This is a genomic window from Streptomyces sp. NPDC024632 (genome assembly GCF_055559175.1).
In genome coordinates this window covers 291,639-313,075 of record NZ_JBVHLD010000002.1, presented here as the reverse complement: position 1 = coordinate 313,075, position 21,437 = coordinate 291,639, and the positions used below count along the sequence as shown (strand labels likewise).

17 protein-coding genes are annotated in these 21,437 nt (G+C 72.2%); 12 read left to right on the top strand and 5 right to left on the bottom strand.

Annotated elements, in window-relative coordinates; all coding sequences use genetic code 11:
* Window positions 1-40 precede the first annotated feature (40 nt).
* The 3 genes from ACZ37P_RS04685 to ACZ37P_RS04675 are packed head-to-tail and all read right to left on the bottom strand — an operon-like array spanning window position 41 to window position 2,426.
* A complete protein-coding gene (locus tag ACZ37P_RS04685; protein ID WP_391162419.1) occupies window positions 41-817 on the bottom strand; it encodes an enoyl-CoA hydratase/isomerase family protein in 777 nt (258 codons plus the stop codon).
* Window positions 814-1,263: a Zn-ribbon domain-containing OB-fold protein gene (locus tag ACZ37P_RS04680; protein ID WP_467344863.1), complete on the bottom strand. Its 450-nt coding sequence runs from the start codon at window positions 1,261-1,263 to the stop codon at window positions 814-816. Before ACZ37P_RS04680 ends, ACZ37P_RS04685 begins: the two co-directional genes overlap by 4 nt.
* An 8-nt stretch (window positions 1,264-1,271) precedes the next feature.
* Window positions 1,272-2,426: a lipid-transfer protein gene (locus tag ACZ37P_RS04675; protein ID WP_391043232.1), complete on the bottom strand. Its 1,155-nt coding sequence runs from the start codon at window positions 2,424-2,426 to the stop codon at window positions 1,272-1,274.
* Window positions 2,427-2,527: 101 nt separating this feature from the next.
* On the opposite strand from ACZ37P_RS04675, the gene ACZ37P_RS04670 reads away from it, so the two are divergent.
* Window positions 2,528-4,279: a FadD3 family acyl-CoA ligase gene (locus ACZ37P_RS04670; protein ID WP_467344861.1), complete on the top strand. Its 1,752-nt coding sequence runs from the start codon at window positions 2,528-2,530 to the stop codon at window positions 4,277-4,279.
* Window positions 4,280-4,607: 328 nt separating this feature from the next.
* On the opposite strand, the gene ACZ37P_RS04665 is transcribed toward ACZ37P_RS04670, so the two are convergent.
* A complete protein-coding gene (locus ACZ37P_RS04665; RefSeq protein WP_355337672.1) occupies window positions 4,608-4,769 on the bottom strand; it encodes a hypothetical protein in 162 nt (53 codons plus the stop codon).
* Between the two features lie 157 nt (window positions 4,770-4,926).
* Complete coding sequence (gene afsR, locus ACZ37P_RS04660; RefSeq protein WP_355337675.1) at window positions 4,927-7,860, bottom strand: SARP-family global regulator AfsR; 2,934 nt, start codon at window positions 7,858-7,860, stop codon at window positions 4,927-4,929.
* A gap of 601 nt (window positions 7,861-8,461) precedes the next feature.
* Here afsR and ACZ37P_RS04655 point away from each other — a divergent pair.
* The 11 genes from ACZ37P_RS04655 (at window position 8,462) to ACZ37P_RS04605 (ending at window position 21,432) form a co-directional block, all read left to right on the top strand.
* Window positions 8,462-9,223: an AMP-binding protein gene (locus tag ACZ37P_RS04655; RefSeq protein WP_355337678.1), complete on the top strand. Its 762-nt coding sequence runs from the start codon at window positions 8,462-8,464 to the stop codon at window positions 9,221-9,223.
* A gap of 97 nt (window positions 9,224-9,320) precedes the next feature.
* Entirely contained in the window at window positions 9,321-10,583 is a 1,263-nt protein-coding gene (locus ACZ37P_RS04650) for an amidohydrolase family protein (protein ID WP_355337681.1), read from the top strand.
* A 3-nt stretch (window positions 10,584-10,586) separates the two neighbouring features.
* Entirely contained in the window at window positions 10,587-11,543 is a 957-nt protein-coding gene (locus ACZ37P_RS04645) for an LLM class F420-dependent oxidoreductase (RefSeq protein ID WP_467344858.1), read from the top strand.
* A gap of 56 nt (window positions 11,544-11,599) precedes the next feature.
* The gene (locus ACZ37P_RS04640) at window positions 11,600-12,382 is read left to right on the top strand and encodes an SDR family NAD(P)-dependent oxidoreductase (RefSeq protein WP_355337686.1); all 783 of its coding nucleotides are present in this window, start codon (window positions 11,600-11,602) and stop codon (window positions 12,380-12,382) included.
* A gap of 111 nt (window positions 12,383-12,493) precedes the next feature.
* The gene (locus ACZ37P_RS04635; protein ID WP_391043245.1) at window positions 12,494-13,618 is read left to right on the top strand and encodes an LLM class flavin-dependent oxidoreductase; all 1,125 of its coding nucleotides are present in this window, start codon (window positions 12,494-12,496) and stop codon (window positions 13,616-13,618) included.
* A 48-nt stretch (window positions 13,619-13,666) separates the two neighbouring features.
* Window positions 13,667-15,409 (top strand): N-acyl-D-amino-acid deacylase family protein, encoded by a 1,743-nt coding sequence (locus tag ACZ37P_RS04630; protein ID WP_467344857.1) that lies wholly within the window; start codon window positions 13,667-13,669, stop codon window positions 15,407-15,409.
* Window positions 15,410-15,519: 110 nt separating this feature from the next.
* Entirely contained in the window at window positions 15,520-16,107 is a 588-nt protein-coding gene (locus ACZ37P_RS04625; protein WP_467344855.1) for a GNAT family N-acetyltransferase, read from the top strand.
* Window positions 16,108-16,308: 201 nt separating this feature from the next.
* Window positions 16,309-17,214: an NADP-dependent oxidoreductase gene (locus ACZ37P_RS04620; protein WP_391162412.1), complete on the top strand. Its 906-nt coding sequence runs from the start codon at window positions 16,309-16,311 to the stop codon at window positions 17,212-17,214.
* Window positions 17,215-17,340: 126 nt separating this feature from the next.
* Window positions 17,341-17,697, top strand: a complete 357-nt coding sequence (locus ACZ37P_RS04615) for a DoxX family protein (RefSeq protein ID WP_391043251.1) — start codon at window positions 17,341-17,343, stop codon at window positions 17,695-17,697.
* Window positions 17,698-17,973: 276 nt separating this feature from the next.
* Window positions 17,974-20,556, top strand: coding sequence for a hypothetical protein (locus tag ACZ37P_RS04610; RefSeq protein WP_467344854.1), 2,583 nt, complete (start codon window positions 17,974-17,976; stop codon window positions 20,554-20,556).
* Between the two features lie 48 nt (window positions 20,557-20,604).
* A complete protein-coding gene (locus ACZ37P_RS04605; RefSeq protein ID WP_355337704.1) occupies window positions 20,605-21,432 on the top strand; it encodes a TIGR03619 family F420-dependent LLM class oxidoreductase in 828 nt (275 codons plus the stop codon).
* Window positions 21,433-21,437: the final 5 nt, after the last annotated feature.

The window sequence follows — 21,437 nt, the reverse complement described above, 5'->3', positions numbered from 1 at the left end:
CGCTACGCCGCGACCGTCGCACCCGCCACGTGAGCCGCGCTCACCTCAACCGGAAGGCGGCGGGCCCCCGGGCGCGCCCGGTGAACAGCTCCGCCTGCCGCTCCGGCGGCAGATTGCCGAGGGCGATGAGGTGCGGCGCGAGCGCGGTGGCGTGCGCGCGGGCCGCCTCCCGGGCCGACCACACGGCGCGCACGGTGCCCTGGACGGCCTCGGTCGGGTAGGAGGAGAGGACGGCGGCGGCGCGCAGGGCGGTGGCGAGGAGGTCGGGGCCGGGCACGACCTCGGAGACGAGACCGGTCTCGTAGGCCCGTCGCGCGCTCACCCGTTCGGCGGTGCCCATGAGGGACATGCGCATGGCCTCGCCGTAGGGCATGCGCTGCGCCATGAGGACGGACTCGTAGGCGCTGACCATGCCGTAGGCGGTGTGCGGGTCGAAGAAGGTGGCGTCTTCGGCGGCGATGAGGAATTCGGCCTCGCCCAGGAGGTAGAAGGCGCCGCCGCAGGCCATGCCGTTGACGGCGGCGACGACCGGCTTCCACAGGTCGTTGGCCTTGGGACCCGCGGTGAGCAGGGGGTCGTCGACGCAGTACGGGGACGACGGCTGCGGTACGTCGAGGCCGCGGTCGACGCCGGTGCAGAACGCCCGGTCGCCCGCGCCGGTGAGGACCACCGCCCGTACCGCGTCGTTGAAGCGCAGGTCGCGCCACACCTCGCGCAGCCCGTCCACGGTCGCGCCGTCCAGGGCGTTGTGCCGCTCGGGCCGGTCGAGGGTGACGAGCGCGACCCCGTCACCGGCCTCCGTGCGCCGGACGCTCATGGCCGCTCCAGCAGCCAGCGCGGTACGACGACGCCGTCCGTGGCGGCCGGGTCGGGGAAGGCCACCTTCACGGCGGCGCCGATCCGCAGCCGCGCCGGGTCCACGGAGTCGAGGCGCGCGTCGGCGCGGGCGACGAGGTTGCCGACCAGCCGGATCCGGCCGCCCTCGGGGGTGGCCTCCTCGGCCAGTTCCACCACGATCACGTTGTACGGGGCCTGCTCGGCGTAGTCGGGCAGCAGCGGGGGGTGGGCGACGACGTACGACCAGATCCGGCCGCGTCCGCTCATCTGCTCCCAGCGGGACCCGAAGGACCGGCAGTACGGGCAGCAGGGGCGCGGCGGGAAGCGGAGCCGTCCGCAGTCGGCGCACGCCTGGACGCGCAACTCGCCCTGGCGCGCGTACTCCCAGAAGGGCGCGCCGTCCTCGTCGATGACCGGCAGCAGCATCGCGGCTGTCAACTCCTCAGCAGCAGAGCGGATGTGGGGACGCACTCGCCCGCCGTGACCAGGCAGGTGGCGGCGTCGGGAACTTGGGCGGTGGAGGTGCCGCGCAGTTGCCTGACGCCCTCGGTGATGAGGTTGAAGCCGTGGACGTACGCCTCGGACAGGCCGCCGCCACCGGTGTTGATCGGCAGCCGTCCACCGGTCTCCAGGGCGCCGCCCTCGGTGAAGGCGGCGCCCTCGCCGCGTCCGCAGAAGCCGTAGCCCTCGAGGGAGAGCGGGATCAGCGGGGTGAAGGCGTCGTATATCTGGGCGACATCGACGTCCTGCGGCCCGAAGTCGGCCTGTTTCCACAGGTGTCGGGCGGCGGTCCAGGACGGTCCGGTGAGCGGGTCGTCGGTCCAGTAGTTGACCATGCCGTGATGCTGCGCGGGCAGGCCCTGCGCGGCGGAGTGCACGTAGACGGGCTTGCGGCGGCAGTCGCGGGCGCGTTCGGCGGAGACCACGACGCAGGCCAGGGCCCCGTCGGTCTCCATGCAGTTGTCGAACAGGCAGAGCGGTTCGCTGATCCAGCGCGCGGTCATGTACATCTCGCGGGTCAGCGGGCGCTCGTACATCAGAGCGGCCGGATTCTGGTTGGCGCGGTTGCGGCAGGCGAGCGCCACATTGAACAAGTGGTCGCGGGTGGCGCCATATTCGTGCATGTAGCGGCGGGCGAGCATGCCGATCTCGTCGGCCGGGCGGAGCAGACCGTACGGCCGGGACCACTGCGCCGGGATGGGGAGCTGGACGGTGGTGCTGCTCCACGGGCGCGGTCCCGAGCCGCGTTTGCGCGACCGCCAGGCGACGCCGACCGACGCCTGACCGGTGGCGACGGCCGCCGCGAGGTGCGCGACGGTCGCGCACGAACCGCCGCCGCCGTAACCGGACTTGGCGAAGAAGGTCACATCACCCGCGCCGATCGCCTTGGCCAGCTCGACCTCGTCGGTGTCCTCCATCGTGTACGAGGCGAAGCCGTCGACCTCGCCGGGGTCGATGCCCGCGTCGTCGAGCGCGGCGAGCACCGCCCGGCACGCGAGCGTCTTCTCCGACTCCGGGAGCGACTTGGCGAACGGTGTCTGGCCTATCCCGACGATGGCCGTCGCGTCTTTCAGGGCAGCGCCGCCCATGGGCACACACCTCCGCGGGTCCCCGGATGCACTGACGAACTGCTGACAGGTCGTCAGGCTACCGTTAATCTGACGGGTAGTCAGCTACGGGAGAGGACGTCATGGATGTGGACCTGCGGGACGACGATCCGCGCGACACCTCGTACGGCGACACCTCGTACGGCGACACCTCATCCGAGGGCGGCGCCTTCAACGACGGCTCATCCACGGCCGGTTCACCCGCCGACGACCCCCGCGCCGACCTCCGCTGGGGCACCCTGCCCCGCCTGGTGCGCGCCGCCGCCCGCGCCCACGGCGAGCACGAGGCCGTCGTGGACGGCCGCACCCGCGTCAGCTACGCCGAACTCGGCGCCCGCGTCGAAAGTGCCGCCGCCGCGGCCGTCGCCTCGGGACTGCGCCCCGGCGACCGGGTCGCGATCTGGGCGCCCAACTCGCTGAACTGGATCGTCGCCGCGCTCGGCGCGGTCAGCGCGGGCGGCGTCCTCGTCCCGCTCAACACCCGCTTCAAAGGCGCCGAAGCGGCCTGGATACTCCAACGCACCCGCGCCAGGCTGCTGTTCGTCACCGGCACCTTCCTCGGCACGTCGTACGTGGCCGCGCTGCGCCGCGCCGCGGGAGAGGGAGACGGCGAGGGACCGCTGCCCGGCCTGCCGCACCTGCGAGACGTCGTCGTCCTCGGCGACGACGCGCCGCCCACCGGATTCCTGTCCTGGCACGGCTACGTGGCGGCCGGCGCCGACGTACCCGCCGCGACCGTACGCGCCCGCGCCGACGCCGTGGCGCCCGGCGACCCCTCCGACATCATCTTCACCTCGGGCACGACCGGACACCCCAAGGGCGCCGTCATCACGCACACCCAGACGCTGCGCGTGTACGGCGTCTGGAGCGCGCTGGCCGGACTGACCGCGGGGGACCGCTACTTGGTGGTCAACCCCTTCTTCCACACCTTCGGCTACAAGGCGGGCGTCATCGCCTGCCTGATGCGCGGCGCCGTGATCGTGCCGCAGCCCGTCTTCGACGTGGACACCGTCCTCGCCAACATCGCCGCCGAGCGGATCTCCGTACTGCCGGGCCCGCCCACCCTGCACCAGTCGCTGCTCGACCATCCGGCGCGCGCCGCCCACGACCTGTCCGCGCTGCGGCTCGTCGTCACCGGGGCCGCCGTCATCCCGCTGGAACTCGTCGAACGGCTGCGCGCCGAACTGCGGATCGCCACCGTCCTGACCGCGTACGGCCTCACCGAGGCGTCCGGCACCGTCACCATGTGCCGCAGGGGCGACCCCGCCGCGACCGTCGCCGTCACCTCGGGGCGCGCCATCCCCGACACGGAGGTACGGGTCGACGCCGCGCCCGGCGCGCCCGGCGAAGTCCTGGTCCGCGGCTACCACGTCATGTCCTGCTACTTCGAGGACCCCGAGGGCACCGCCCGCGCCGTCGACCCCGACGGCTGGCTGCACACCGGCGACATCGGCGTCCTGGACCCCGAGGGAAATCTGCGGATCACCGACCGCCTCAAGGACATGTACATCGTCGGCGGCTTCAACGCCTACCCGGCGGAGATCGAGCAACTGCTGCTGCGCCACCCCGACATCCGCGACGCCGCCGTCATCGGTGTCCCCGACCCCCGCCTCGGCGAGGTCGGCCGCGCCTACGTCGTCCGCCGCCCCGGCTCCACCCTCACCGCCGACGACCTCATCGCCTGGTCGCGCCGCGAAATGGCCAACTACAAGGTCCCGCGCGGCGTCCGCTTCGTCCCCGAACTCCCGCGCAACGCGGGCGGGAAGGTCAAGAAGAACGAGCTGCGTACGGCCGCGGACCGACCTGCGCGCGGCCCGGCCCCTGACGAGGCTTGATTTGCGAGCGGCCCCGGCCCGCGGAAGCGGACTGACCCGCGCCCGGCACCGGACCCGGACGCGGACTGACCGCGGCGCCCCCTCCGCGCCGCGGTCAGTCTTTGGTGCGCCCCCGGGTGCGTGCTGTGGAACCCCCCGCAGTCACCCGGCCCCCCCTTGGGCGGCTTTCACCGGTCCCCCTCGGCCCCCACCGAGGTTCCCCGGTCCCCCGATCCCCCCTGTTCCCCTGTTGCCCCGTGCTGTTTTCCCCTGATCAACCCCGTGGGTCCCCCTGCGGTCCCCTTGGGGTCCTCCGCGGCCCCGCCCTCCCCAGAGCGGGGTACGGAAGCTACTTGGTGGTGCCGTCCGTGTGGAAGTTGTCCGGCTTGACGACGGGCTTCTTCGGCGTGAGGAGCCCGTCCGGAGCCGTCTGCTCGGTGCCGTCGGTGTGGAAGTTGTCCGGGTCGACCGGCGGGTCCGTCTTCGGAAGCTTCGGAACTTCGGTGCTCATGGTGCTCTCCCTGTGTGCTTGGGGACGTGCTGTCGTGAAAGCCCGCCCGGTGGCGACCCCCGTACACCACCGAGCGGGCAGCTCGTGCAGTGATGGAATCGTGGCATCCACCGATAATCAACTGATAAACGGGCGCGTTGAGCGAATCGACCTGGGCTTATACCGCGACAGAGGGGGATGATTCGTCCCCCAACAGGCGCCGTACATCGGCCGCTTCGGGCGAACCGAGCGCGGTGAAGACGGCCAGGGCGTCGTGCCAGCAGGCGTGGGCACGGACCGGCTGGCCCATGCCGTCGAGCGCGCTGCCGAGTACGGTCAGGGCGTTGGCGGTGCGCCACTCGCCGCCGACCTCGCGGAGGATGACGAGCGACTGCTCGGTGTGGGCGGCGGCCTGCCGCCAACTGCCGCCCGCGAGGTGAACCTTGGAGAGCCGGAAGAGCGTCATGCCCTCCCAGAACTGCTGCCGCGCCTCCCGGAAGATGCCCAGTGCCTCGGTGAGGCAGCTCAACGCGTCGTCGAGGCGGCCCTCCGCGGTGAGCGCGATGCCCATCGCGTACAGGCCGTTGCCGAGCCGGAAGCCGGCGCCCAGTTCGCGGTAGATCGCGACGACCCGTTCGGTCGCCGCCACCGCGGCGGCGATGTCGCCCAGTTCGATCTGCGCGCGGGAGAGATTGCTGAGCGCCGCCGCCTCGCCGTGCTTGTTGCCGTCGGCGCGGAAAGCCTCAAGGGCGGTGGTGTGGTACTCCGCGCACGCCTCGAAGCGCTGGCCCTGGTGGGCGATGCTGCCGCGCAGATTGGGCGCGTAGCTCGACGTCATCGGGTCCTCGGCGGCCAGGCCGAGCACCAGGGCGCGCTTGGCCTCGGTCTCGGCCTCCTCGAACCGGCCCGACATCCGCAGGAGTTGGCCGAGCCAGATCCGCCCGCGCCCCTCCACCAGCGTGTCCCCGCAGTCGTGCGCCGTCGTCACCAGTGTCCGCGTCGCCTGCTCGTATTGCCGCGCGTAGACACCGGACTCCATCAGGTCCTGGGCGACCAGCAGCAGGTCGACGGCGCGGCGCATCGGGCCCTCGCAGCCGCCGTCCGCGGCCTGCTGGACGGCCGCCAGCAGATTCTGCGCCTCGGAGAAGAGCCATTCCAGGGCCTCGTCCGGGGCGCCGAAGGTCAGGCCGGAGTGCGCGGTGAGGGCGAGGTGGTCCAGGACGCGGTCGCCGGGGTTCTCCAACTCGTAGGCGCAGGAGGCCGAAGCGAGGTAGAAGTCCAGCACCCGCGACAGCGCCGCGCAGCGCTCCCGCGGTGTCTCGTCGCGCTCCGCGCACTCGCGGGCGTACAGGCGCAGCAGGTCGTGGAAGCGGTAACGGGCGGGCGCGGCGGACTCGATGAGGCTGATGTCGACCAGCGCCTCCAGCAGCTCCTCGGCCTCGTACGGGTCCAGGTCGAGGGTGGCCGCCGCCGCGTGCAGCGAGATGTCCGGGCCGTCGGCGAGCGAGAGCAGCCGGAAGGCGCGGGCCTGCGGCGCCGACAGGTGGCCGTAGCCGAGGGCGAAGGTGGCCTTCACCGCGAGGTCCCCGGCCCGCAGTTCGTCCAGCCTGCGCCGCTGGTCGGCCAGTTTGTGGGCGAGTACGGAGACGGTCCAGGTGCGGCGGGCGGCCAGCCGGGACGCGGCGATCCGGATGGCCAGCGGCAGGAAACCGCAGGCCGCGACGACGTCGAGGGCGGCCTGGCGTTCGCTGGTGACGCGCTCCTCGCCGACGATCCGGGTGAAGAGCTGGAGCGCCTCCTCCGGCGACATCACGTCGAGGTCGACCAGATGCGCGCCCGCCAGGTCGACCATCCGCACCCGGCTGGTGACCAGGGCGGCGCAGCCGGGGGTGCCCGGCAGCAACTGGCGGATCTGCGCGGCGTCGTAGGCGTTGTCGAGCAGCGCGAGCACGCGGCGGCCGTCGAGGGTGGAGCGGTAGAGCGCGGCGCGGTCGGCCAGCGACTCGGGGATCGCGGAGTCCGGGGTGCCGAGCGCGCGCAGGAACGAGCCGAGTACGGCCTCGGGTTCCGCCGGGCGCGGGTCGGTGCCCTGGAGGTCGACGTACAACTGCCCGTCGGGGAAGGAGTCGCGGGCCGCGTGGGCGACATGGACGGCGAGCGTGGTCTTGCCGACGCCGCCGATGCCCGCGACGGCGGAGACCGCCATCACCCCGCTGCCCTGCGACGCCTGGGCCAGTTGCTCGCTCAGTTCCCTGACCACATTGCGGCGGCCGGTGAAGTCCGCGACGGTCGCGGGCAGTTGCGCGGGCCGTACGATCTCGGCCGGTCCGGCGGCGGAACCGGCCGGGGCGGCGAGCGAGGGGTCGGCCTCCAGGATCTTCTGGTGCAGGTCCTTCAGTTCGGCCGACGGGTCGATGCCCAGCTCCTCGGCGAGCAGGCGGCGGGTGTCGGCGTAGACGCCGAGCGCCTCGGCCTGCCGGCCGCTGCGGTAGAGGGCCAGCATCAGCAGGGCGCGCAGCCGCTCGCGCAGCGGGTGTTCGGCCGAGACCGCGGTGAGTTCGGAGACGGCCTCGGCGTGCGCGCCCAGCTCCAGGTCCAGTTCGAGACGGGTCTCGATCAGGCCGAGGTGCCATTCGGCGAGCCGGTTGCGCTGCGTCTCGGCGTGCGGCCCCGGAAGGCCGGCCAGCGGCTCGCCGTGCCACATCTCCAGCGCGGTGCCCAGCAGTTCGCGGGCGCGGACCGGGTCGACGGCGCGCTGCTTGTCGGCCTCGGCGGCCAGCCGCTCCACGACGGCGCAGTCCAGCGCGTCGTCGGCGACCCGCAGCGAGTAGCCGCCGGAGTCGGTGACCAGGGCCTCGGGGCCGAGCGCCTTGCGCAGCCGGAAGGCGTACGAACGCAGCGCGGCGAGCGCGGTGTTGGGCGGTGACTCTCCCCAGACGGCGTCGAGCAGTTCCGACGCGGTCGCCGTGCGCCCGCCGCGCAGCAGCAGCGCGGCCAGCAAGGCGCGCTGCTGTGGTGCGCCGGTGACGATCGGCTCGTCGTCTCGCCAGGCGCGCACCGGACCGAGGACCGCGAACCGCAGGCTGTTGCCCGGTTCCGTCCTGCTTTCCATCTCTGCCCCCTGAACGTGGACCTGCTCATTGTGTACCCGCGCCTGGAGCGGCGCACTGCTTGTGCCAGCCTCCGGCGGTGGTCGGCCGCCGGGCGCTGATTGGTGCGTGACCCGATTATTCGCGAAGCCGGGCGCCCCCGCGGCCCGTCGCCCGCACGTATATCAATCGTTCATCGCCGGACGGAACAGTTGTCCGCATGGCGCACGGGACCGAGGGTTCGGCACCGTCCGTGCCAGTTTGCCGTGTCGGGCCGCCGGGGTCACCCCGTGCAAGGACCCGAACCGGACTTGCAGCAAAAGTTGGGCTGGAATTTGAGGTTCCGTCTGTGCGTGCGCGGAGGTTGTGCTGTGTGGGACTGGTCCATGCCGGTGTGTGTCCTGCGAAAGAACAGGTAGCGGGCGTTTCATGTGTGCTGAGTGCACGAGTCATGCGGCAGGTGCCGGTGAGCCGGACGGGCCGATCGGGTCACTGCCTGTCAGGCCGGGGCACCTGCCGTCGGCCGCCGGGTCCGAGCTGTTCCGGGCTCCGGTACGCGAGGTGCGCCCGGTGCGCCCGGCCGGATCCGTACGACGGATGCCGGCCCCGGCCGCGGGGCCCGCGATGAGCGGCGAGGGCCGCGAGCGGCCCGGCGGCGGGGGCGGCGGCAACGGCGGCACGCGGCGGCTCGGGGACGCCGGACGGCTGCCCGGCGAACTGCTGCGCCGCCGCGCCGAGCGCGCCCCGCAGGCCGTGCCCGCGCTGCCGTATCCGCGGACGACCGTCAGCGGCACCGCGGGGTGCAGCTTCGCCGAACTCGACCGGCGGGCCCGCGCGGTGGCCGCCCGGCTCGGCAGCCTGCTGGCTCCCGGCGCGCGCGTGCTGCTCGCCTATCCGCAGGGCCCGGACCTCGCGGGCGCCTTCTTCGGCTGCCTGTACGCGGGGATGGCCGCGGTGCCGCTGGTGCTGCCGGGACCGGGCGCCAACGACGCGGTCTCCCGCGCGGTCCGCCGCTGCGACCCCGACCTGGTGCTGACCGGCTCCGACGGCTGGTCCGCGCTGGCCGTCGACCGCACCCGTACCCAGGTGATGGAGGCGGACGGCGTCCGCGTCGCGGGCGAGCCCGTGTGGCGGCTGGCGCAGAACTGGCGGCCGGTCGGCGTCCTGCGCAGCGCGCCCGCGTACCACCGCTACTACGACGACGGCGTGGTCGGCGGGCGGCTGGAGCCCGCGATGGCGCACGCCGATCTCACCGAGGTGATGGGGGAGTTGGCGCAGGCGGTACGGCTGGGCACCGACGAGGAGAACGTCGGCTGGATCGCGGCCGTGCACGGCGTGGAGGACGCGGTGTGGCGGATTCTGCTGCCGGTGCGGGTGACCGACTGACGTCCGCCGCAGCCGGGAAGTCCCGGAGGCCGGTAGTGCCAACGATGTGACGACACGTTAGCTGACGGATCGTCAGATCGGCGCTACCGTTGTGCCCATGGAGACCTTCCCGAAGATCATCTCGGTGGACGACCACACCGTGGAGCCCGGCAACGTCTGGCGGGACCGGCTCCCGTCGAAACACCACGACACCGCGCCGCGCATCGTGCGCGCGCCCCTGAAGGAAATGACCTTCCTCGGCGGCCGGTTCGCGCCCACGATGGGCGAGCCGGGGGACGAGGGACCGCTCGCCGACTGGTGGCTGTACGAGGGCCTGCGCCGCCCGCTGACCCGGCTCGACACCGCCGTCGGCTACTCGCGCGACGAGATCAGGCTCGAAGCGATCACGTACGAGCAGATGCGGCCGGGCTCGTACTCGGTGCCCGAGCGGCTGGCCGACATGGACGTCAACCATGTGCAGTCCGCGCTCTGCTTCCCCACCTTCCCGCGCTTTTGCGGCCAGACCTTCACCGAGGCCGAGGACCACGACCTCGGGCTGCTGTGCGTGCGCGCGTACAACGACTGGATGGTCGAGGAGTGGTGCGGCCCGCAGGCGGGCGGGCGGCTGATACCGCTGACCCTGATACCGCTGTGGGACGCCGAGTTGGCCGCCGCCGAGGTACGGCGCAACGCGGCGCGCGGCGTACGCGCGGTCTGCTTCTCCGAGATCCCGCCGCACCTCGGACTGCCGTCGGTGCACACCGACTACTGGGACCCCTTCTTCCGCGCCTGCGACGAGACCGGCACCGTCATCGCCATGCACATCGGCTCCTCCAGCCGGATGCCGTCCACCTCCGCCGACGCGCCGCCCGCGGTCGGCTCCACCATCACCTTCGCCAACTGCTGCTTCTCGATGGTCGACTGGCTGATGTCCGGCGCCCTCGAACGCTTCCCGAACCTCAAGATCATGTACGCCGAGGGGCAGATCGGCTGGATCCCGTACATCCTGGAGCGCGCCGACGTCGTCTGGGAGGAGAACCGCGGCTGGGGCGGGGTCGCCGACAAGGTGCGGCGCCCGCCGTCCGAGACCTTCGCCTCGCACGTCTACGGCTGCTTCTTCGACGACGCGGTCGGCCTGCGCAATCTCGACGCGGTCGGCGTCGGCAACGTCCTCTACGAGACGGACTACCCGCACTCGGACTCCACGTGGCCCACGTCGCGCGAGGTCGGCGAGGCGCAGATGGGCCACCTCTCCCAGGACGTGGTGGAGCGGATCGTGCGCGGCAACGCCATCGACCTGCTCGGCCTGACCCCCGACGGCCTGTGGCCCGGGCCCGGTTCGAGCGCCGGGCCGGTCCCGGGACCCGGCGCGGGGGCGTAGGCCATGGGCGTCCCGCGCGTGCTGCCGCCAGGGCGGCTCTCCTACGGCATGCAACTCCCCGTCCAGTCGCAGAGCACGATGTACGCCGAGGGCTGGGAGGCCGACGCGGGCCCGGCCGAACTCGCCGCCGTCGCCCGCGCCGCCGACCGGCACGGCTTCGCGTACGTGGCCGTCTGCGACCACATCGCGGTGCCGCGCAGGCTGGCCGCCGCGATGTCCACCACCTGGTACGACCCGGTGGCCACCCTCGGCTATCTCGCCGCCGTCACCGAACGCGTGCGGCTGCTCAGCCATGTCGCCGTCGTCGGACTGCGGCACCCGCTGGCCACCGCCAAGCAGTACGCGACGCTCGACCGGCTCTCCGGCGGGCGGCTGATCCTCGGTGTCGGGGCCGGGCACGTGGTCGAGGAATTCGACGCGGTCGGCGCGGACTTCGCCGGGCGCGGCGGCGTACTCGACGAGACCATCGACGCGCTGAAGGCGGCGCTCGGTGAGGACGAGTTCCCCGAACACCACGGCGAGCGCTACGACTTCGCCGGACTCGGGCAGCGGCCACGCCCGGTGCAGACGCCCCGGCCGCCGGTCTGGGTCGGCGGTTCGTCACCGGCCGCCGTCCGCAGGGCCGCCCTCAGGGGTGACGGCTGGCTGCCGCAGGGCGACCCGCGCGACCGGCTGCCGGGCCAGATCGACCGCGTCCGGCGGCTGCGCGCCGAGGCCGGGATCGCCGACCCGATCGAGATCGGCGCGATCGCGGAACCGCTCTACGTCGGCGAGCCCGGCTGGCACGTCGGCCGGTACACCCTGCACGGCAAGCCGGACGCGCTCGCGGAGAGCCTGCGCGCCTACCGGGCCATGGGCGTCGACCAGATCCAGGTGCGCTTCCGCAGCCGGGGCGTGGCCGAACTCCTCGACCAGATGGCGGCGTTCGCCGCCGATGTGGCACCGCACCTCGACACGTGAGTCCCGTTGACCCCCCCGTTGCCCCCCCCGTTGTCCCACCACCCCCGGAGGCCCGGATGGGCAAGCTCGACGGCCGTACCGTCCTGATCACCGGCGCCGCGCGCGGCCAGGGCGAGCAGGAGGCCCGGCTCTTCGCCGCGGAGGGCGCGCGCGTGCTGCTCGCGGACGTGCTGGACGACCAGGGCGCGGCGCTGGCCGAGGAGATCGGCGACGCGGCCCGCTACACCCGGCTCGACGTCGGCAGCGAGGACGACTGGACGGCGGCGCTGGCGTACGCCGACGAGCAGTTCGGGGGCCTCGACGGACTGGTCAACAACGCCGGGATCCTGCGCTTCAACGCGTTGGCGGACACCCCGCTGGAGGAGTACCTCCAAGTCGTCCGGGTCAACCAGGTGGGCGCCTTCCTCGGCATGCGGGCCTGCGCGCCCGCGCTGACCGCCGCGGGCGGCGGCACGATCGTCAACACCGCGTCGTACACGGCGCTCAGCGGCATGGCGCTGCTCACCTCGTACGCGGCGACGAAGGCGGCGATCGTCGCCATGACGCGGGTGGCGGCGCTGGAGCTGGCGCCGCACGGGATCAGGGTGAACGCGATGTGCCCCGGCGCCGTGGACACCCCGATGGCCAATCCCGCGGTGCTCGACCCGGCCGCCGACCAGGAGGCGATGGCGGCGGCCACCGCCCGCTTCTACCGCAAGCTGCTGCCGCTGGGCCGGATGGGCCGGGCCGACGAGATCGCCAGGCTCGCGCTCTTCTTGACCAGTGAGGACTCCTCGTACGTCACCGGGCAGCCGTTCGTCATCGACGGCGGCTGGCTGGCGGGAGTCGCGGCGCTCTGAGTCCGCCGTCGAGCGTATCTGACGGTCCATCAGCTATTGACGCCCCACCGTGCCGGTGGAAGAGTCGGATCAGATCTGACGGAGCGTCAGAAACCGGAGGATGGTGACCCCTTGGAATTCGGGCTCTTTGTACAGGGATATGTGCCCGCCGCGCGGGCCAAGGCCGACCCCGAGGCCGAGCACCACGCGCTGATCGAGGAGACCGAGTACGTCATCCAGGCGGACCGCTCCGGCTTCAAGTACGCCTGGGCCTCCGAGCACCACTTCCTGGAGGAGTACTCGCACCTGTCGGCCAACGACGTCTTCCTCGGCTACCTCGCCCACGCCACCGAGCGCATCCACCTCGGCTCCGGCATCTTCAACCCGCTCGCGCCGGTCAACCACCCGGTGAAGGTCGCCGAGAAGGTCGCCATGCTCGACCATCTCTCCGGCGGACGCTTCGAGTTCGGCTCGGGGCGCGGCGCGGGCAGCCACGAGATCCTCGGGTTCATGCCGGGCATCACCGACATGAACCACACGAAGGAGATCTGGGAGGAGACCATCGCGGAGTTCCCCAAGATGTGGCTCCAGGACGAGTACCCCGGCTTCAGCGGCAAGCACTGGTCGCTGCCCCCGCGCAAGATCCTGCCCAAGCCGTACGGCCGCTCCCACCCGGCGATGTGGTACGCGGCCGGCTCGCCGCCCTCGTACGCGATGGCCGCCCGCAAGGGCCTGGGCGTGCTCGGCTTCAGCGTGCAGAAGGTCTCCGACATGGAGTGGGTCGTCGAGTCGTACAAGTCGGCGATCGGGCAGGCCGAGCCGGTCGGCGACTTCGTCAACGACAACGTGATGGTGACCTCGACCGCGATCTGCGCAGAGACCACCGAGAAGGCGCGGCAGATCGCCGTGGGCGGCGGCCTCAACTACCTCCAGTCGCTGCTCTTCCGCTACCACGACACCTTCCCGCGCCCCGACGGCATCCCGGTCTGGCCCGAGCTTCTGCCGGACTACACCGAGGAGTTGATCGATCTGCTTATCTCCGAGGAGCTGATGATCTGCGGCAACCCCGACGAGGTGCTGGCGCAGTGCAAGCGCTGGGAGCAGGCGGGCGCCGACCAGTTGACCTTCGGGCTGCCGATCGGCATCGGCTACGAGGACACGATGAACACGATCAAGCTGATCGGCGAGCACGTCATACCCGTCATCGACACCGACCCGGTGCACCGCACGACCCGGTTCCGGCAGGCGGCGGCGTAACGCGACCGGGCGGCACGCGCCAGCGCGACGTACGAGAGGAGCACACCCGTGTTCGACCATGTGATCAAGGGCGCCACCGTGGTGGACGGCACGGGCGCGCCCTCCCGTACCGCCGACGTGGCGCTGCGCGGCGGCCGGATCGCGGCCGTCGCCGAACCCGGCGGCCTCGGCGAGAGCGGGCGCTCCCAGGAGGACGCCACCGGCCTCGTCCTGACCCCCGGCTTCGTCGACCCGCACACCCACTACGACGCCCAGCTCTTTTGGGACCCCTTCGCCACGCCCTCGATGAGCCACGGCGTGACCACCGTCGCGGGCGGCAACTGCGGCTTCACGCTCGCGCCGCTCCACCCCGACCGGCCCGAAGACGCCGACTACACACGGCGGATGATGTCCAAGGTCGAGGGCATGTCGCTGGCGGCGCTCGAAGAGGGCGTCGACTGGACGTGGTCGTCCTTCGGCGACTACCTCGACGCCCTGGAGGGGCGGGTCGCCGTCAACGCCGGTTTCATGGTGGGCCACTGCGCGCTGCGCCGCCACGTGATGGGCGCCGACGCGGTCGGCGGACAGCCCACGCGGGACCAACTCGACGCCATGCTGCGGCTCTTCCACGAATCCATGGAAGCCGGCGGCTGGGGTCTTTCCACCACGCAGTCCAGTACGCACTCCGACGGCGACGGACGGCCGGTCGCGTCCCGGCACGCCCGGCCGGACGAACTCCTGGCCCTGTCACGGGCGGTGGGCGAACACGAGGGCACCCAGATCGAGGCCATCGTGGCGGGCTGCCTCGACCAGTTCGCGGACGAGGAGATCGACCTGCTCGTGGAGATGAGCGCCGTCGCCGGGCGCCCGCTCAACTGGAACGTCCTCACCATCGACGCCGCCGTCCCCGAACGCGTCCCGCGCCAGCTCCTCGCCTCGGAGCGGGCCCGCAAGGCGGGCGGCCGGATCGTCGCCCTCACCATGCCGATCCTCACCCCCATGAACATGTCGCTCGGCACCTTCTGCGCCCTCAACCTCATCCCCGGCTGGGGCGACGTCCTCGCCCTGCCCGTCCCCGAACGCATCGCGCGGCTGCGGCAGCCCGCCGTACGCGCCGAGATGCTGCGCCGCGCCGCCAGCCCCGAGGCCGGGGTCTTCCGCCGCCTCGCCGACTTCGGCCGCTACGTGATCGGCGACACGTACAGCGACGCGAATCAGGGGGTGTCGGGGCGGGTCGTCCGCGACATCGCGGCCGAACGCGGGCAGGAACCCTTCGAGACGATCGTCGAGATCTGCGCCAACGACCGCATGCGCACGGTGCTCTGGCCGATGCCCACCGACAACGACCCCGACTCCTGGGCGCTGCGCCGCCGCACCTGGGACCACGAGGACGTCATGCTCGGCGGCTCCGACGCGGGCGCCCACCTCGACCGGATGTGCGGCGCCCCGTACACCACCCGCTTCCTCGGCGACTGCCTGCGCGGACGCCAACTCCTCCCGCTGGAACGCGCCGTCCGCATGCTCACCGCCGACCCCGCCCGCCTCTTCGGCCTGCGCGGCCGCGGCGTGATCACCCCGGGCAACGCCGCCGACCTCGTCCTCTTCGACCCCGAACGCATCGACGCGGGCCCCGCCACCCTCCTGCACGACCTCCCCGGCGACAGCCCCCGCCTCGACTCCCGCGCCACCGGCATCCTCAGCGTCCGCGTCAACGGCGTCGAGACGATCCGCGACGACACCGTCACCGGTGCCATCCCCGGCACCGTCCTGAGATCCGGCCGCGACACGGCAACCGTCCGAACCACCCCCTGACCGGCGGGGGGCCGCGCGGCCGGTGCCATGCTGGGCGCTGCCGTGCTGGGCGGTGCGCGGGTGCCGAAATCCCCTCGCCGACACGGTCGTTGGCTCCCTAGCATGCGAGCGTGACCGAGGACGTGGAAGAAGAGGGTGAGCGGCGGAGGGTGCCCGTGCTGCGCGGGCGGGGCGTCGCGCTCACCCCGCTGGAGGCGGACGACGCCGAGTTGCTGCACGCGTGGCGGGCGGACCCGGTGGCCACCCACGAGATCGGCATCTGGCCGCGCCCGCTGTCCTGGCTGCGCGAGCGCGTGGAGCGCGACATCGACGACAACGACCGCGACGACTTTCTCGTCCTGTTGCCGGACGGCACCCCGATCGGGCACGTCGCCTTGATCGAACAGGACCTCGCCGACGGCACCGCCGAGCTGTACCTGTTGCTCGACGCCGCCCACCGCGAGCGCGGCCACGCCACCGCCGCCCTCGACGCGCTGATCGACCTCGCCTTCGGCGACCTTCCGCTGCACCGCCTCCAGGCCGTCACCCACACCGCCAACACGCCCGCGCTCGCCGTACTCGCCGCCTCCGGGTTCGTCCACGAGGGCGTACGCCGCTCCTGGTGCCAGCACCGGGGCCGCCGCCACGACGCCGCTGTCCTCTCGCTGCTCCGCCCCGAGTGGGAGGCGCTGAGCAGGCCCCGCGCGTGGGACCACTGAGGTACGGCCGCCGGTCCGCGTCGGTCGTCGCGTCGGTCGTCCCGTCGGTCGTCGCGTCGGCCGCCGCATCCGTCTTCGCGTCGGACTCCGGTCCTGGGCCCCGGGCCCGGCGGGACTGACAGACTGGCGCGTACGCGCGGCATTCGCGGCACCCCTGGCTCCCGCCCTCCTGCCCCCGTGCGCCGAGATCGGAGCGAAGTGATGAAGGCGGCCCGTTTCAGCCGGTTCGGGGGACCCGAGGTCCTGGAGATCGTGGACCTTCCCGATCCGCACCCGGGCCCCGGCCGGATCCGTATCGCGGTACGCGCGGCGGGACTCAACGCGAGCGACTGGAAGAAGCGGAAGGGCCTCATGGACGAGGAGCTTCCGCAGACCCTGGGGTACGAGGCGGCGGGCGTCGTCGACGAGGTCGGCGAAGGGGTCACCGATGTGGCCGTCGGCGACCGCGTGTTCGGCCTCTGCGCCGAGGGCGCCGCGCAGGCCGAACTGGCGGTGCTCTCCTTCTACGCGCCGATCCCGGCGTCGCTCGACTTCGCCGGGGCCGCCGCGCTGCCGTCCGCCGTCGAGACGGCGGCGCGCGGCCTGGACCAGCTCGGCGTCCGCGGCGGCACCGTCCTGATCAACGGCGCCTCCGGGAGCGTCGGCGCCGCCGCCGTGCAGCTCGCCGTGGCGCGCGGCGCCCGTGTCATCGGCACCGCGAGCCCGGCCAACCACGACTTCCTCCGCTCGCTCGGCGCCGAACCCGTCTCGTACGGCGACGGTCTCTCCGACCGCGTCCGCGCGCTCGCCCCCGACGGCGTGGACACCGCCCTCGATGTCGCCGGGAGCGGCGCCCTCCCCGAACTCATCGCCCTCGCGGGTGGCCCCGACCACGTCGTCACCCTCGCGGACTTCCTCGGCGCCCGCGAGCACGGCGTCACCTTCAGCCGCGGTGACAGCGGCCGGGCCCTCTACGTCCTCACCGAGATCGGCCCGCTGATCGAGGCGGGCCGCTTCTCACTGCCCGTCGCCCGGACGTTCCCCCTCGCCGACATCGCACAGGCGCACCGCCTCAGCGAGGAGGGCCACGTACGGGGCAAGATCGTGCTGACGGTCAACGCCGCGTAGCCGCCCGCGCGGTTCACGCCGTGCCAAGTGCGTGCGACTCACGGTCAACTCCCGCTCGGCGGGGGCGCCTTAGCCTTCCCGTACGAGGTGTCACCCCGACGTGTCACGCACAGAAGCGGAGCTGCCGTGTTCGCCGCCTATCTGACGGTCACCATCCTCGGCGCCCTCTTCAACGGCGCCGCCGCCGTCACCTACCTCATCGGCCACGAATACCCCAAGACCCAGGCCGACATGAAGGGCCTGCCCCGCAAGTGGGTGCCCGTCCTCGGCGCGTTGCTCGCCGCCGGCACGGTCGGCCTGCTGGCCGGGCTCGCCGTCCCCGTCCTCGGCACCCTCGCCGCCTGCGGCCTCATCCTCTACTTCATCGGCGCCGTCACCGCCCACCTCCGCGTCGGCTCCCGCGACATCCTCGGCGGCATCGTCTTCCTCGCCACCGCGGCAGCCGCCCTGACCCTGGGCCTCGCCCACCACGGCGCCTGGTAGTCCTCCGAGCGTGACGGTGCCGTCGGGGTTTCGGGAGGCCGACGGCCAGTAAGGGCGTACCGCGTACCGGACGCGCTCAGTGATGCGCCGATAACGCTCTGGATTTGAGCCGTTCACTGAAGCTAGGCTGCCGGGAGGGGGAACTGCGACCGTTTGGCCGGGCAGTGCTCGGCCGGGGAGGGACGGGCCGACGCGATGGAACTCGACCGAATCTTCGATCAGCGGAGAACGTCACCCGTTACCGTGGGTGACGTATTCGTCGATCGTGTCCGTTATGTGACGGCGTTCGAGGAGGCGTTGCGGGGGCTGCGAGACCATCCCGCCGCTGCCGGTTCGTCGGCGCCGCCTCGGCACAATGTCCTCGTCCTCTACGGGTTGGGCGGAATCGGGAAGTCGACGCTGTCCCGGCAGTTGGAACGGCGATTACGCGAAGGGGAATTGGACGGGGCGTCGGCGGACGGTCCTGAACGCCGCGTGACCTGCCGGATCGACCTGGAGGACAGCTCCCTGGCCGATCTGGAGACCGCGGTGATCGCCGTGCGGGGCACGCTCGGTGAGGTGATGCGTTCCTGCCCCGCATTCGACTTGGCCTTCGCCGTGTACTGGCGGCGCTGCCATCCGGGTGTCCCTCTTGAGGCCGCGATAGCGCGGAATTCCTCGCTCGGCAGGCTCGGCGAATCCCTGTCGCTGGCCGAACAGTTGGACGGCACACTGGATGCGCTGCTCGGCCCGATACCGCTCGCGGGTGTGGCCCGGCGGGCCGCGGGAATTCTGGTGGGCAGGATCCGCGAGCATCTGCGCAAAGACCGGCTGCTCGCGGAATGTCCCGGATTCGCCGAACTGCTGGATGTCGAGTCGCCCGCGGACATGCTGCCGTTCCTGCCGGCTCTCCTGTCCTGGGATCTGGCCGAGTACCGCCGTAGGAAATCCCTGGACGTCGTCATCTTCTTCGACACGTTCGAGCGGGTCGACGGGAGGCGCCGGGAAGCGGGTGGGCTCGAGGACCGGTTGGCCCGGCTGGTCTACCTGATGCCGAACGTACTGTTCCTCATCACGGGGCGGAACCGGCTGACCTGGGGCGACGGTCATCACCCGGCCATCCACTACTCGGGGCCCAACTACTGGCCGAGTCTGGTCACCGACCCCGGCACGCTTCCGGCCATGCAGCACCGGCTGTCGGGGCTCGAGGAGGACTACGCCGACACCTACCTCCGGCTTCGCCTGACGAGGGACGGGGAGCCCGCCATTCCGGCACCGTTGCGGCGTCGGATTGTCGACGCGGCAGGCGGGGTACCGCTGTATCTGGAGTTGTCGGCCGAGTATTTCGACCAACTGAGCGCGGAAGGCCGCGTCCCCGCGGTGGAACAATTCGGAGGGACTTTCGCCGAGATGGTGATCCGTGTGATGCGTGATCTGTCCGCGCAAGAGCGCGCGCTTCTGCGGGCCGCCTCTCTCGCCGAGCGCTTCGACGCCGACGTGCTGAGGGCGGCGGTCCCGAGCGTGGCGGACGCCGTCGTACGGCGATTCCTCGAACGCCCCCTGGTACAGAGCGATTCGTCGAGGTGGCTGACACACACCGTGGACGAGTACGTCCGCAACGCCGTCCGTCTCCACGACGGGAACACGGACGACGCCTGGTCGCAGGAGGAGTGGCGCGGCGCGGCCGAACGAGTCCTGGAACACCTCCGGGATCGGCTGCGCGGCGGGGTCAGAAATCCGACGTCGACCGACAGGAGCGAACTGGGCGAGGGCTTCACCACCGCCGGGCTCCTCACACTGAACACGAGCCGTGTCCCCGACTGGTTGTACGACCTTGCCTACGGTGTCGACCTGTGCGGCCTCGGGGCGGTGCTCACCGGGACCCGGAACTGGCCTGTGCAGTCCGGCAGTCACCCCGCCGGAGCGTTGGCGCTCACCTGCCAGGGGATGGCCGCGCGCAGCGCGGGCGACCGGACAGCGGCCCTGTCGCTGACCGAGGCGGCGCTGGCCCATCCGGGCCTCGGACCGTACCAACGCCTCTTCATCTCGCACCGGTTGGCCAAGACGCTGGAGGAGTTCGGCCGGTACGCCGAGGCGGAACGGCTGACCGCCGAGGTCGCCGCCGAGCCCGGACCCCTGCGGGAGAACGCGGAGAAGGACCTGGCCTGGATCCAATGGCTCCGGGGGGACGGACGGCGGCTCCAGACCTGGGCGCTGCCCCACTGCGACAGCCCCCTGGGCTTCCGCCGCGCGCAGTCCCAGGATCTCCTGGGCCAGTTCAGTTTTCTGCAGGGGGACTTCGCGGCGGCCGAGAGATATCTCCGCAAGGTGGCTGACGACGCCGAACTGGCCGCCGCGGGCATGTCCCGCGACACCAGCTACCGCCACCTGGGCATGGTGCTGTCGCTGGCCCGTCCGCTGGACGCCGAGACGGTGCTGGAGCACGCACATGAGGTCAACCAGGACGTCGGAACGCCGGTCGGTGTGGCGCAGACGCTGATCTGGCGGGCGGCGGCACGCACCGGGCGCGAACCGGCCGCGGAGGTATTGACACTTCTGACGAACGGTGAGGAGATGCTGGCGCGCAGCGGTGGCGGCGCCGACCGGTGGATGGTGCTGACCGTGAAGCTGTTCCTCGCCGCCGTCGAAGGCACGGACGCCGAGGTCCTCGCCGCGGGGCAGGAGCTGATCAGCCATGTGGAGGAACAGGACTGTCACCCCGGCCTCGGGGAGATCGCCCAGCGCTGGCTGGAGGTACGCGGCCTCGACGCCGCCGTTCCCCGGCGGGAGTTCTGGACGGACCGGGACCGGTCACTCGCGGCCTGGGAGAAAGTCCTCACCGACCGGCGCGGTCTCAGGGCCGCCACCTCGGACGGCTGAGATGTACGTTCACACCCGGTATCCGTCGACAATCCACCGGAGGTGCCCGTGCGGATCGCCGTCACGATCTTCCTGACCGATCAGACCATCGGGCCGGTGCGGCTCGCGCGGGAGTTGGAGCAGCGCGGGTTCGCCGGGCTCTATCTGCCGGAGCACACGCACATTCCGGTGTCGCGGGCGACGCCGTATCCGGCGGGGGAGCCGCTGCCGGAGGAGTACGGGCGGACGCTGGACCCGTTCGTGGCGCTCAGCGCGGTCGCGGCGGTCACCGAGCGGCTGGAGGTGGGGACGGCGATCACGCTGGTGGCGCAGCGCGACCCGGTGGTGCTGGCGAAGGAGATCGCGACGCTCGACCACCTGTCGGGCGGGCGGTTCACGCTGGGGGTGGGCTTCGGGTGGAATGTGGAGGAGGCCGCCGACCACGGGGTGGACTGGCGGCGCCGCCGCGAGCTGGTACGGGACCGGATGGCGGCGATGCGCGCGCTGTGGGCGGCCGAACCCGTCGCCTATGCGGGCGAATTCGCGTCCGTGCAGGCCAGCCAGGCGTATCCGAAACCGGCGGGCGGCCGGGTGCGCACCCTGGTGGGCGGCGCGGCGGGTCCGAAACTCTTCAGCCATGTGACGGATTACGCGGACGGGTGGATGCCGATCGGAGGCGGCGGTCTGGGTGAGTCGCTGCCCGGACTCCGGGCCGCGTGGCGGGAAGCGGGCCGCGGGGAGAAGGGCCCGGAGGTGGTGCCGACGGCCGTACGCCCGGACGCGGGCAAGCTCGCGTACTACCGCGACCTCGGCATCGAGGAGATCGTCGTCCAGCTCCCGCCGGCCGGGACCGACGAGGTGCTGCGGGCGCTCGACGACTACGCGCAGTATTTGTAGCCGGA

What these genes read in the sequence shown, in the direction of transcription:
- ACZ37P_RS04685 (WP_391162419.1), bottom strand. Translation starts at nt 817, where the DNA reads ATGAGCGTCCGGCGCACGGAGGCCGGTGACGGGGTCGCGCTCGTCACC.
- ACZ37P_RS04680 (WP_467344863.1), bottom strand. Translation starts at nt 1,263, where the DNA reads ATGCTGCTGCCGGTCATCGACGAGGACGGCGCGCCCTTCTGGGAGTAC.
- ACZ37P_RS04675 (WP_391043232.1), bottom strand. Translation starts at nt 2,426, where the DNA reads ATGGGCGGCGCTGCCCTGAAAGACGCGACGGCCATCGTCGGGATAGGC.
- ACZ37P_RS04670 (WP_467344861.1), top strand. Translation starts at nt 2,528, where the DNA reads ATGGATGTGGACCTGCGGGACGACGATCCGCGCGACACCTCGTACGGC.
- ACZ37P_RS04665 (WP_355337672.1), bottom strand. Translation starts at nt 4,769, where the DNA reads ATGAGCACCGAAGTTCCGAAGCTTCCGAAGACGGACCCGCCGGTCGAC.
- afsR (WP_355337675.1), bottom strand. Translation starts at nt 7,860, where the DNA reads ATGGAAAGCAGGACGGAACCGGGCAACAGCCTGCGGTTCGCGGTCCTC.
- ACZ37P_RS04655 (WP_355337678.1), top strand. Translation starts at nt 8,462, where the DNA reads ATGAGCGGCGAGGGCCGCGAGCGGCCCGGCGGCGGGGGCGGCGGCAAC.
- ACZ37P_RS04650 (WP_355337681.1), top strand. Translation starts at nt 9,321, where the DNA reads ATGGAGACCTTCCCGAAGATCATCTCGGTGGACGACCACACCGTGGAG.
- ACZ37P_RS04645 (WP_467344858.1), top strand. Translation starts at nt 10,587, where the DNA reads ATGGGCGTCCCGCGCGTGCTGCCGCCAGGGCGGCTCTCCTACGGCATG.
- ACZ37P_RS04640 (WP_355337686.1), top strand. Translation starts at nt 11,600, where the DNA reads ATGGGCAAGCTCGACGGCCGTACCGTCCTGATCACCGGCGCCGCGCGC.
- ACZ37P_RS04620 (WP_391162412.1), top strand. Translation starts at nt 16,309, where the DNA reads ATGAAGGCGGCCCGTTTCAGCCGGTTCGGGGGACCCGAGGTCCTGGAG.